The organism is Novosphingobium organovorum, assembly GCF_022832435.1.
Lineage (GTDB): Bacteria > Pseudomonadota > Alphaproteobacteria > Sphingomonadales > Sphingomonadaceae > Novosphingobium > Novosphingobium organovorum.
Window position 1 is genome coordinate 1 of sequence record NZ_JALHLF010000108.1, and the last position, 12,073, is coordinate 12,073.

The window sequence follows — 12,073 nt, forward strand, 5'->3', positions numbered from 1 at the left end:
ATCATCTCAAGGCGCACTTGGCGAGAGGTAAATGGAGGTGCCCAGGTTGCGCTCCTAAGTCTCCTCGCAACAGGATGCTCGACTCAAACTCCGGAAAAGACACTTGGCCCCTGCTGGAATGTGAATGACTTAGAGTCCGGGCTGATCACAGGCAGAGGGGTTTTCATCCGCAGCATGCATGGGCTCTCGTTGCAGGCTCCAGGCTGTTCCGATCGAAGTGGAGGCAACTCATTTGAACTGAGTCGGCCCGCTGAACTTGAGGTAAGAGAGTTCCTGATCGGTAGCAGCGATGGTCACTACATCAGCTTTGCATTTCACGGCTATGTCGAGAGCGGAAGAAACAGAAATATTCTTTTAATTGAATAACTTAGTGACTTGCGAAGCGTGCAAAAGCCACAATGGATGATCGATCTTGAACAGCGCAATGCCAGCGCAGGTTTGACGAATTAGCGTCCACCAACCACCCCATCCCGGCTGCTGATTAATCTGGTCCGCGAGGGAAACCGGACGGACCGCTGCCAAGAATGTCAAATCGGCCTTGGAACGACCAATTAGGGCGCAACGCGGAATTTCCGCACACGCCCCCGTTGCAGGCGTTGTGGTGAGCCCACCCCGTGCGGCTGGGTCCCTTCGGTCCCAAGCCTTCCGGCCCTCCCGCCAGCGGGAGAGCAACGCGCCATCTCTCGCTCCCGCACACAGGAGGGGCAGCGCGACTTGGCGAGCGTCGCGAACAGGGTCGCGGCGCGGTGGGGCAGCCGAGCGGCCTTGTCCGCCTTTCCGGCCAGCCGGGACGGTCGCCCGGCTGGCGCCTCAGCGATCCGCGGCGAGCAGCATTGCGGCGCCGCTGGCCTGGGCGCCGCCGCCGTACTGATGGGTCTGGCCGGTCCAGTCCGAATCGATCGGCTCCCTCGCGCCCGCGCTGATCCGCCAGATCGCCTCGGCGTTGCGGCGCGCGGCGGCGCGCAGGGCCTCTTTGTCGGGGCCTTCGGGCAAGTCGTCCATCAGCGCCGCAAGGTGGAAGGCGAAGATGCCCTTGAAGGCGAGCCCGTCGAGCCCGATGGCAGGGACCGGTTCGCGCAAGGTGCCATCGGGATTGGTCAGCGTGGCCAGCGCAGTGCGCGCCATCGCGACCGCGCGCTGGCGGTAGATCGGCTCCCCGGTGATCCGCGTCAGATCGGACAGGCCCGAGAGGATCACCCCCTGGTTGTAGGTCCACTGCGGCCGTGCGTTGTTGGTGCACACCCCCGTCTTCGCGTCGATCGCGAGGCCATCGTTAACGAGGCCATCGCCGCCGATCATGCCCGAGGCGCCGAGCCAGCCCCACCCGCGCAGCGCCCACTGGCGGTAGCTGTCCTGCCCGGTCACGCGGTAGAGCCGGGTCGCCGCGGTGATCAGCAGCTCGTTGGTGATCGCGTTCTTGTAGGTGCGGTGCGGCCCCCACCAGATCCCGCCGCCACACGTCTCGTCCCAGTAGGTCTCGACCAGCCCGGTGAAGGTCGTCGCCGCGTAGTCGAGCAGCTGCGGGTCGCCTTCGAGTTCATAACCATCGACACTGGCGATCACCGCCCAGAGCGCATCGTCGTTGAGCGCGAGGCGCGAATGGTTGCGCAGCGCGGTGTGGATACGATCGTCGAACCGGGTATCGCCGGTCCGCTTGCGGTAGGCGATCAGCATATCGGCCAGCACGAAGCGCTGCCAGCCGCCCGCGCGCTCCCAATCGCCCTCTTTCCACCAGGTCGCATCGAGATAGGCGAAGGCATCGCCCGCCCGCTGCGCCCACAGGCCCGGCGCTGTGGGCGAGCTGTCCGGCGCGCCATCGGCCAATGGAGCATCGAGCGCAGGCGCATCGGACACAGAAGCATCGCTTCCTTGCCCCGCCCCCTGCGCCAGCGCCGTCCCGCCCGCCAGCGGCAGGCACGCCAGCAGCAGCGCCGCGCCCGGCGCGCGCATCACCTTCCAGCCAGGCAGGCTCATCCCAGCAACTTGGCCCGTCGCTTGCGCCAGGCCTCGGCAAGCGGGGCCAGTTCGCCCAGCGCGTCGAGCCCTGCCGGATCGCGCTTGTGATCGCCCGCGATGAGCAGGCCGAACACGCGCGCCACACTCCACTGCGGCCAGGGCCGCTCGACCAGTTCGAACACGTCGCCCGCCTCGGCCGCGCCTTCCTCGAGCACGCGGTAGTACCAGCCCGAGCGGCGCGTGGTGACCACCGTCCCCATGACTTTCGCCCCGTCGAAGCGGTGGTCGAGCTTCCAGCACGGCTGGCGCCCCTGCGCCACTTCGACGAGCGCGCTGCCGAGGCGAAAGCGATCGCCCACGCAGACCGTCTCCTCGGTCAGTCCCTGCGTCGCGATGTTTTCGCCAAAGGCGCCCTCGCCATCGAGCAGCGGGTGCGCACCGATGGTTTCGCGCCAGAAGGGGTAGTGGTCGCGCGGGTAGTGATGGATCGCCTTTTCAGGCCCCCCGTGGACCGCAAGATCGGCCTGTTCGTCGCCCTCGATGCCAAGCCAGCCCACGCGCACTTTGCCGCGAACCGCGCGCTTGGCGATGGCGCTGTGTTCGTCGGCCCCGCGAAAGCGCGCCGCCTTGCCGCAATTGATCGAGAGAATACGCATGGGACGGACTCGCCTTCCAGTTGCAAAGTGCCTATATCACAGGGTGTTGCCGATTTGGTCCTGTCATCGGGGCAGCCGGACTTGCCGGACACGCCGCCTTTAGCGCGGTGGCGGTTCATCGCAAGCCAAATGCCATTCAACCGCTATTCAGGCCCTGGACAGCATTGTCGAAGTTGCGCCTTTTCGGTTCGGCCCCCGGTCGCGGGTCCGGGGTTTCGATCCCGCCGAACACCCTGAACAAGGCCAGTGGAGTGAAAAGAATGACACAGCTTTTCGGCCCATCGTCCTCAGTTTCGCGGGACGGCGGCCTGTTCACCAAGATGCGCCTGGCGCTCGTGGTCCTGTTGCTCGGCGCGCTCAGCGCCTGCGCGGCCCCTTTCAACGCCAACGTCTCGCGCTTCCAGTCGCAGCTTCCCGCCCCCGCCGGCCAGACTTTCGCGGTGGTCGCCGACAATCCCGATCTTTCGGGCGGGCTCGAGTTCGCGCAGTACGCCGGGCTCGTCTCCAAGGAGCTGACCAAGTTCGGCTACCAGCCCGCCGCCAGTGCCTCGAGCGCGGATCTCATCGTGCGCTTCACTTACGGCGTCGACAACGGGCGCGAACGCATCCAGTCGCGTCCCTCGCCCTACTGGTCGCCCTGGTACGGCTACGGCCCCGGCCCCTATTACGGCGGTTTCGGACGCTTCGGCGGGTTCTACGGCAGCCCCTGGCGCTTTGGCTGGTACGATCCCTATTTCGACGGCGGGGTGAATTCGTTCACCGTCTACACCAGCGGCATCAAGCTCAAGATCGACCGTGCGGCCGATGGCCAGCGCCTGTTCGAAGGCAAGGCCCAGGCCGTCTCGACCTCCAACAGCCTGCAATATCTGGTTCCCAATCTCGTCCAGGCGATGTTCTCCGGTTTCCCCGGGAACTCGGGCGAGGATGTGCGCATTACAGTCGCACCGGAGGGCAAGAAGTAAGCTTCCTGCTCCCAGCCAGTTTGATTGACAGGCTCCCCCTGTAGAGAGGGAGACACCGAGGGGCGGGTCCGTTGCAAGGCGGGCTCGCCCTTTCTTCACGGCGCGCGTGAGGCTCTCGTGAGCGTGTTGTGCGCCGCTGTTATCCGCGTGCAACACAGCCCCGCCACCGCCGCCGCCCAGGCGAGCGGGGCTGCAAGGGGTTGACCCGCTACCGGCAGGGACGGGATAAGGACGCGCGATGAATACCTTCATGGCCATCATGTCGCAGTTGTTCTGGGGTGTCACCGTGGGCGCGCTGGAAGCCGCCTTTGCCACGCTCGCGCGCGGGGCCTTTGCCGTGTTCGGGCTGGGCGGCGCGGGCTGGTGGCTGCTGCGCCGCCGCCGCGAAAAGCGCGACCCGAAGGACTGAACCCCGCCCCCGATTGCGGCGCGGGGCGCGACGAAAGGGGGCCTCACCCGACGACGCCCCGCCCCAACCGGCCTGCCCCAACCCTGCCTGCCCCAACCCTGCCTGCCCCCACTGGACTTTCCCTGGCCAGACGTGACAAGAGGCAGCCCCGACCACCCACGAAAGAAAGCCTGCCGATGATCGCCGGATCCGACCCGCAAACCGAACTCGACCGGCTGACCCGCTGGCAGGACTGGGCCCCCGCGATCACGCCGGGCGAGTATCAGGCGCGCCTCGCCAAGGCGCGGGCGCTGATCGGCGCGGCGGGCGCCGATGCGCTCGTCGTCAACGCCGGGCCCAGCCTCACCTACTTCACCGGGGTGCGCTGGTCACCGACCGAGCGGCTCGTCGCACTGGTCCTGCCGCTGGCCGGCGAACCGGTGATCGTGTGCCCCGCCTTCGAGCGGGGCTCGCTCGAGGCCGAGCTGCGCATCGCGGCGGACCTGGCGCTGTGGGAAGAGGACGAGGACCCGGTCGCCGCCGCCTGCGCACGGCTTGGCCCCAATGCGCGGCTCGCGCTCGACCCCTGGCTTGCCGCGGGCCACGCGCGCCGGTTCATGGACGCAGTGGCCACCACGCTGGACGGCGCGCCGGTCATCGATGGTTGCCGCATGGTCAAGTCGGCCGCCGAACTCGCGCTCATGCAGCAGGCCAAGGCGATGACGCTCGAGGTCCACAAGGCCGCCGCGCGCATCCTCGCACCGGGCATCCGGGCGAGCGAGGTGATCCGCTTCATCGACCAGGCGCACCGCGCGCTGGGCGCCTCGGGCTCGTACTTCTGCGCCGTCCAGTTCGGCCACGCCACCGCCTATCCGCACGGATTGCCCTACGACCAGGAGCTGGAGGACGACCAGCTCGTGCTGATCGACACCGGCTGCCGGGTCGAGGGCTACCATTCGGACATCACCCGCACCTACGCGTTCGGCCGCGTCGAACCGCTCATCGCCGAGACCTGGGCGCTCGAAAAGGAAGCGCAGGCCGCTGCCTTTGCCGCGGTGAAGCCCGGCGTGCCGTGCGAGGAAATCGATGCCGCCGCGCGCCGCGTGCTCGAAGCCGGCGGCCTTGGCCCCGACTACGCGCTGCCCGGCCTGCCGCACCGCACCGGGCACGGCATCGGCCTTGCCATCCACGAGCCGGCCTATCTGGTGCGCGGCGACAAGACCCCGCTGGAGCCGGGCATGTGCTTTTCGAACGAACCGATGATCGTCTACCCCGAACGCTTCGGGGTGCGGCTGGAGGATCACTTCTATGTGACGCAGGATGGCGCGCGCTGGTTCACCGAGCCGCAAGTCGCGCTCGACCGCCCGTTCGCCTGATCGCCTGATCGCCTGATCGCGCCCACGTGGCGTGATCGAACCACTAGCATATATTTGATTCTAGTGGATTTTACGATTTTGACATTTGCAGACCCATCCCAGCCGCCAGGGGATGCAAATGTCAAAATCAATCCACTAGNCTAGCATATATTTGATTCTAGTGGATTTTACGATTTTGACATTTGCAGACCCATCCCAGCCGCCAGGGGATGCAAATGTCAAAATCAATCCACTAGATCAGGATCACGTCGCCCGCCGCGAGGCTGACGTCGCTGGTAAAGCGCACCAGCGCGATACCCGCCTCGCCGCCTTCGCCGTCGGCGTCGTAGTAGAGCGTGCGGGCCCTCGCGTCGTAGTGCAGCAGCGTGTCGAGCGCGCTGCCCGTCACGCCGAAATCGGCCAGTTCGCCCAGCGCAAAGCCATCCAGCGCGGCGAACACCGCGCGCGACAGCGCCAGCGTGTCGACCCCGCTTACGAAATCGGTGATGACGTCGCAGGCTGACGACGCCTCGAGCGTGTCGAACACGAAGCTGTCTGCGCCCTTGCCCCCGGTCATCCGGTCCGCCCCGCCGCCGCCGGTCAGCGTGTTGTCGCCCGCGTTGCCCACCAGCACGTTGGCCTGAGCGTTGCCGGTGGCCCACAGGTCTTTCCGGCCCTGCACGATAAGCTGTTCGACATTGTCCGCAAGCGCGTAGCTGACGCTGGCGTAGACCCGGTCGACCCCGCCACCGGCCTCCTCGACCACCACGTCGAGCGCGTCGTCGACATAGTAGCGGTCGTTGCCCTCCCCGCCCGCGAGCGTGTCGGCCCCGGCCCCGCCGTCGAGCCGGTCCTTGCCCGCCCCGCCCAGCAGCGTGTCATCGCCCGCGCGGCCGTAGAGCCGGTCGTTGCCCGCCCCGCCTTCGAGCCGGTTGGCCGCGCCATCGCCCCACAGCGTATCGGCGTAGCGCGAACCGATCGCGTCTGCGCCCTCGGCCGCCTCGGCCTTGCCGTCGACGCGCGCGCTGCCCGCCGCAAGGTCGAGCTTCACCGCGCCTTTCGCGCCGCTGTAGTCGAGCGTCACCGCGTGCCCCGCGCTCCTCGCCGAAAGCGCGACGTCGGTGTCGGCCGCCGCCTCGCTCACGATCTGGATGCGCCGCTCGGTCGCGTCGTTCTTCGCGTTGGCGCCCGAGGAGACGACGAAATCGACCGTGTCACCCGCCGCGAAGGACAGATGCTCGAGCGCGAAGTCGAGCACGTTGCCATTCGCCGTGTCGTAGATGTGCGCGCTGTAGATCGCGCGGCCATCGACCAGCACCGTCAGGAAAACGCCGTCGTCGCTCGCATCGGCGACATCGTAGTGGCCGCTCAGCGTGAAGGTTCCGGCTTCGTCGAACGTGTAGCGCTCGACCACCTCGTAGCGCGCCGAAGCCTTGGTCCCGCCCGAAAAATCGACCGGTGCGATTGACGTCGCGGTAACCCGCAGCGGCCGCAGCCAGCTGGCGCCAAGGTAAGGCGTCCACAGCTCGCCCGAGCTCATGCCCCCGCCCATCGTCACCAGTTCGACCAGCTTGCCCGTCCCCGACTGCGCAAAATAGCTCCACCCCTGCGCCGCGTCGGTCGACCCCAGCGTCGCGCCAAGGTCGAAATCGGTGTAGCTGTCAGCGATCACCGCGCTCGTCCCGAAGTGCACCGAAGCGGGATCGAACCCGCCTGCGGCGACGAGCACGACCGGCGTATCGAACGACAGCGTGCCATCGAACCCGCTCAGCCGGTTGCCCGCAAGATCATAGACCTCGACCCCGGCGCCCAGCGTCATCGCGCGCGCCGTACCCCACACCAGCGCCGCGTTGTCCCCCAGCGTGTAGAAATAGATCGAACTGGCGCTGTCCACGCGGGTGATCGCCGCGCCGTTTTGCACCAGCGGTTCGAGGAAGGCGAATGTGTCGCCCGCCGGGCTCGCCGTGCCGCTGTCCTGCTCCCACAGCTCCATGTTGGTGTACCAGGCCTGCTTGGCCAGCGCGTACCAGCTCGCGCTGGCGATCCCGGCATCGCCCATCACCGCGATCATCTTGGCCAGATAGGCCGGCGCATCGGCCAGGCTTTCGAACTGGTCCCCAAATTCGGTGACGCGGATCGCGATGTCCTCGCCCACCACCGAGCGCAGCAGCGCGATCTGGTCGGCGAACTGCTCGGGCTCGGTGGTGTAGGGGTGGATCGAAATCGCGTCGAGATGGTCGAGCGCGCCCAGTTCGGCCAGGTCGGCGTAATAATCCACCGGGATCGAATGGGTCGCCCCGCCGACGATTTCCACCGCGATCCCCGCCGCATCGAGCGCATCGTCCACCGCCGCCAGCAGCTTGGCGTAGTAATCGTCGCGCAGCTGCGCCGAGGCCTTGAGGATCGGGCCGGTGACAAAGGAGTTGGAGTTGTACTCGTTGCCGATCTCGATCGCCGAGACATTGGGATAGGCCTTGAGCGTGGCCACCACGAACTGCGCGAAGGCCGCGCGCCCGGCGTCGGTGTAGACGGTGTAGCCCTTGTCGTAGAGCGGGTTGGTCTGCGCGAAAGTCAGCGAGACCGCGAGCCCAGCGTCGAGCGCGGCGTCGAGCCAGCTGGCTTTCGCGATCGTGAAATCGTAGGTGCCACGGCGGGTCTCGACTTGCGCCCAGGGGATCGAATCGCGGATCGCGTCCACCCCCAGCTCCTCCAGCGCCGCGAGCAGCCCGGTGCCCCAGCCTTGCCCGAAATGGGTCTGCGTGCCCAGATCCATGCCTCTTGCCTCCTTGCGCGCGGGCGCTCCACCGCCCGGCCTGTCCGCAGGCGACCTAGGGCAAGGGCGGTGAATTTGGGGCGAGCGACCCGCTAGGCACAAGCGCTGGGAAACAGGGTAAACACCCGTTTGCCATCCCACGCAAAGGCTGCGGAAACACACGATCACGCCCTTCCAAAAGCGGGAGGGCTGCGAGACTGGCCAAGCGCAGCGAGGCTAGGGGTGGAAAGTGGACCATCAGCGCGCGCTGGCCTGCGTGTCCTTCACCCCGATGTAATCCCCCCCTTCGCGCACCTCGCCGCTCGAGCGCGCCAGCGCCTCGCCGATCGGCTCGACCCGCCCGCCCAGGCAATGGCCCAGGAACGTCTCGGCCGCCGCGGCAAAGGCGATCGCGTTTTCCGGCCGGGCAAAGCCGTGGCCTTCGTCGGGAAAGACCAGATAGGTCACCGGGATATGGCGCGCGCGCATGGCCGCAACGATCTGGTCGCTCTCGCGGATGTTGACGCGCGGATCGTTGGCGCCTTGCGCGATCAGCAGCGGGCGCGCGATCTGCCCGGCGTAGGTGATCGGCGAGCGCGCCTTGAGCATCGCGCGGCCTTCCTCGGTTTCGGGATTGCCCATGCGCTGGTGGAACTGATCAAGCTCGGCCTTCCAGTAGGCCGGGAAAGTGTCCATCAGGGTAAGCAGGTTCGACGGGCCGACCATGTCTACCCCGCAGGCAAAAGCCTCTGGCGTCATGGTCATCCCCACCAGCGTCTCATAGCCGCCGTAGGACCCGCCCAGGATCGCGATCTGGCCCTGCGTGGTGATCCCCTGGCGCACCGCCCAGTCGGCCGCATCGAGAATGTCCTCGTGCATCTTGCGGCCCCATTCGCGGTTGCCCGCCGCGATGAACGCCTTGCCGAACCCGGTCGAGCTGCGAAAATTGACCGCGAGCACCGCATAGCCCCGGTTGGCGAGCCATTCGTGGTAGGCCTGGAACCCCGCCCGGTCGCGCGCCCAGGGCCCGCCGTGGACGAACAGAACCAGCGGCACCGGCCCCTTGGCGCCCCTCGGCAGCGTCAGATAGGACACCAGGTCAAGCCCATCGCGCGCCTTGATGACCACCGCGCGGCGTTCGGCCAGCGGCGCACCGTCGAGCGCGGGGTAGGAGGCGAACAGGCGGGTCAGCCGGTGCCCCTTGCGGGTGTAGAGCCAGCTTTCGGGCGCGCGGTCGCCCGCCTCGAAGCGCACCACCCAGCGATCGTCGGCGCGGGTGCGGCTCTCGATCGTGAACAGCCCCTTGCCCGCCTTGGCGAGAAAGGCGAGGTCGCCCGCGATGCCCGAGCCCGGCGAGCCCGACTGCGGATCGAGCGCGGTGTATTCGGGCGCGAGATAGGCCGCCTCGAACGCCTGCGCGCGCCCGCTCACCGGGTCGAACAGCGCGGCTTCCACGTCGGCGCGGGCATCCTCGCCCAGCACGCGCATCGCCCCGCCCGCTCCGGTTTTTCCGCTCTCCCCGCTCTCCCCGCTCTTCATATCGAGCGCCGTGAGCGCGGCGGTATCGCGCCCGGCCGAGGAGAGCCAATAGAGCGTGCGCCCGTCGGCGGTGAACGAGAGCGGCGTGGTGGTCAGCGCATCGTCGAGCCCGATCGAGAGCAGCGGGCGGGTTTCGACCACGCCGTTCGTCACGCGCAGGTAATCGCGCCCGCCGTCCGCGCGGGCGCGCGCGACCAGCCGCACGCGCAGCGCATCGTCGGCGGTGATCCCGGCGTAGCCTTCGTTGCGGAACACCTCGGTACGCTTACCGGTCGCGAGGTCGAGCCGGAACACGTCGTGCCAGCGCGGATCGCGCGCGTTGAGCGCGATGAGGATCGCATCGGGATGCGCCGGGCTGACCTTGATGACCTCGACACGGGTATGCGGATCGTCGGTATAGGTGCGCCGCGCCCCGCTCAGCGCGTCGACGCCGTAGAGGCGGTAATTCTCGTCCCCGCCGGTGTCGTTGACGTAGAGCAGTTGGCGCGAATTGGCGGCCCAGAAGTAGGACTGGATCGGCCGTCCGCTCTCCTGCGTCAGCGGGCGGGCGGCCGCGGGATGATCGGCCGGGGCGATCCACAGGTTCATCACCCCCGCGCGCGGGGCGAGAAAGCTCAGCCACTTGCCGTCGGGCGAAAGGCGCGCATCGCTTTTGACCGGATTGCCGAACAGCGCCGCGCGCGAAATCAGCGCCTCGGCCCCGGGGGCCTGCGCCCCAGCCGCCAGCGGCGCCCCGCCAAGAAGCGCCAGGGCAAGCGCGCCGGTGCGCAAGGCGGTCAGGATCGGCTGGGTCATCGAAGGGGTCCTTTGTCGCAAGGTCGGCAAGACGCCATGGAAGAAAGGGCGCCGCGCTAACGGCAACGCCCGCGCGCGGTGATCGGCCAGGACGCGGCGAGCGCGCCGCCGCGCACCGCGTGGAGCGTGTCGTGAAGGTTGACGGTGGGGTCGCAGTGCGCGGGTTGCAGCACCACCCGATCGCCCGGCGCCAGCGCGCGCGTGATGCCCTCGGGGTAGATCAGGCGGCCCTGCTCGTCACCAAAGAAGGCGTAGCGCGTGCCCGCGGGCGCTCCGGCGATCACCCGCGGCAGCCCCGCGTCGGTGGCCAGCGCCTTGCACCCGGCATCGATCGTGCAGTGGCTCGGATGGTTCGCGCTGGTCACCGTCGCCAGCAGGGTGAGCGCGGGCTCGAACGGGGCGCTCTCGCCCGCCTCGGTCCAGATGTCGTCGTACTCGCGGTCCATGAACACGTAGGAGCCGACCTGCAGTTCGGTGAACACGCCAAGCCCCGCATCGATGCCGAAACTGCCCGTGCCGCCGCCGGTGACGATCCCCGGCGCAAGGCCGATCGCGGTGAGCGCGTCGCGCAAGCCCGCCACGCGCCGCGCCACGCGCTCCAGTTCGGCCCGGCGCGCCGCGCTGCCGGTGATGTGCATCGCATGGCCCGCATAGGCCTGGATGCCCTCCAGCCGCAGCCCCGGCGTCGCCGCGATCCGTCGGGCAAGCGCAAGCGCATCCTCCACGCTCGCACAGCCGCTGCGCCCCTGCCCGACGTCGAGATCGACCAGCACCGCAAGCTCCGCTCTCGCCGCCTGCGCCGCCGCGCCCATCGCTTTGGCAATACGCGGATCATCGCAGACCGCGCGCGTGCCCGCCGCGCGGGCGCTGAGCGCGATCAGCCGCGCGAAGGCATCGGGCGTGACCTGCGGCGAGGTGACCAGCAGCCCGTCGAGCCCGGCATCCGCCAGCGCCTCGGCCTCGCCCAGCTTGGCGCAGCACAGCCCCACCGCGCCAGCCGCGATCTGGGCGCGCGCGATCTCGGCGCACTTGTGCGTCTTGGCGTGCGGGCGCAGCGCCACGCCGGCGGCGTGCGCGTGCGCGGCCATCCTGGCCAGATTGCGCTCGAACCGGTCGAGATCGAGCAGCAGCGCGGGCGTGGCGAGCGGGGGACAGGGCATGGGACAGCGACCTTTCAGGCTAGGCGACCACGTGTGGGGTGGCAGGCCAGGTGGTAGGCATCCCGCACGCGCGCGGCAATCACACGATCCGCCGGTAGGCCGCGCCGCAGAAGTTGAGGACGTGAAGCCGCCCACCCAGCTTTTGCGTCAGCCACATCCGGTCGGTCCCGCCCGCATCGCTGCGCGCCGACCAGAAGCCGCCTTCGCGCGGGACGATCGGGCCGAACAGATCGGACACCAGCGCATCGCCGCGCACCACCAGCCGGGTGCGGAACCAGGGCGTGCCGTCGCCGAACAGCCCGGTGTAAGCCAGCAGCGCGGCGTCGGGTTCGGGCCTCGCGGGCTGGCTCCCCCTGGCGAAAAGCGTGTCGCCCCACCACAATACCTGGCCGTCGTTGCCCCCTTGCGCCGCCAGCTCGAGCGGCCAGAGCGCGAAGTCGGGATGGTCGCTCGCCAGCACGCCCTCGCCCGCCCGCTCGACCCGCCCGCGCGTGCCCTGCGCCACCAGCG

At 68.5% G+C, this 12,073-nt stretch carries 10 protein-coding genes; 4 read left to right on the top strand and 6 right to left on the bottom strand.

All coding sequences use genetic code 11. The annotated features are described in order from the left end of the window. Positions 1-366, top strand: a 366-nt coding sequence (locus tag MTR62_RS17615) for a hypothetical protein (protein WP_244023377.1), incomplete at its 5' end; no start/stop codon positions are given. Positions 367-810: 444 nt separating this feature from the next. Here the strand turns inward: MTR62_RS17615 and MTR62_RS17620 are convergent. Beyond that, the gene (locus tag MTR62_RS17620; RefSeq protein ID WP_244023379.1) at positions 811-1,974 is read right to left on the bottom strand and encodes a glycoside hydrolase family 76 protein; all 1,164 of its coding nucleotides are present in this window, start codon (positions 1,972-1,974) and stop codon (positions 811-813) included. Continuing rightward, positions 1,971-2,612 carry an MOSC domain-containing protein gene (locus tag MTR62_RS17625; RefSeq protein ID WP_244023381.1) on the bottom strand — a complete coding sequence of 214 codons (642 nt, stop codon included), beginning with the start codon at positions 2,610-2,612 and terminating at the stop codon, positions 1,971-1,973. The genes MTR62_RS17620 and MTR62_RS17625 overlap by 4 nt, the downstream gene beginning before the upstream one ends. A gap of 320 nt (positions 2,613-2,932) precedes the next feature. Between MTR62_RS17625 and MTR62_RS17630 the strand changes: the two genes are divergently transcribed. The 3 genes from MTR62_RS17630 (at position 2,933) to MTR62_RS17640 (ending at position 5,338) form a co-directional block, all read left to right on the top strand. After that, positions 2,933-3,574 carry a DUF4136 domain-containing protein gene (locus MTR62_RS17630; RefSeq protein WP_244023395.1) on the top strand — a complete coding sequence of 214 codons (642 nt, stop codon included), beginning with the start codon at positions 2,933-2,935 and terminating at the stop codon, positions 3,572-3,574. A 238-nt stretch (positions 3,575-3,812) separates the two neighbouring features. After that, on the top strand, positions 3,813-3,983 hold the full coding sequence (locus MTR62_RS17635; protein ID WP_244023383.1) for a hypothetical protein: 171 nt from the start codon (positions 3,813-3,815) through the stop codon (positions 3,981-3,983). A gap of 176 nt (positions 3,984-4,159) precedes the next feature. Continuing rightward, the gene (locus tag MTR62_RS17640) at positions 4,160-5,338 is read left to right on the top strand and encodes a M24 family metallopeptidase (RefSeq protein ID WP_244023385.1); all 1,179 of its coding nucleotides are present in this window, start codon (positions 4,160-4,162) and stop codon (positions 5,336-5,338) included. A gap of 232 nt (positions 5,339-5,570) precedes the next feature. On the opposite strand, the gene MTR62_RS17645 is transcribed toward MTR62_RS17640, so the two are convergent. The 4 genes from MTR62_RS17645 to MTR62_RS17660 all read right to left on the bottom strand — a co-directional run. Further along, positions 5,571-8,090, bottom strand: coding sequence for a calcium-binding protein (locus MTR62_RS17645; RefSeq protein ID WP_244023387.1), 2,520 nt, complete (start codon positions 8,088-8,090; stop codon positions 5,571-5,573). A gap of 237 nt (positions 8,091-8,327) precedes the next feature. Further along, positions 8,328-10,403, bottom strand: coding sequence for a S9 family peptidase (locus MTR62_RS17650; RefSeq protein ID WP_244023389.1), 2,076 nt, complete (start codon positions 10,401-10,403; stop codon positions 8,328-8,330). Between the two features lie 56 nt (positions 10,404-10,459). Continuing rightward, positions 10,460-11,563, bottom strand: a complete 1,104-nt coding sequence (locus MTR62_RS17655) for a DSD1 family PLP-dependent enzyme (RefSeq protein WP_244023391.1) — start codon at positions 11,561-11,563, stop codon at positions 10,460-10,462. 79 nt (positions 11,564-11,642) lie between these two features. Beyond that, positions 11,643-12,073 (bottom strand): hypothetical protein (locus MTR62_RS17660; RefSeq protein ID WP_244023393.1); only part of this gene is annotated, 431 nt, incomplete at its 5' end.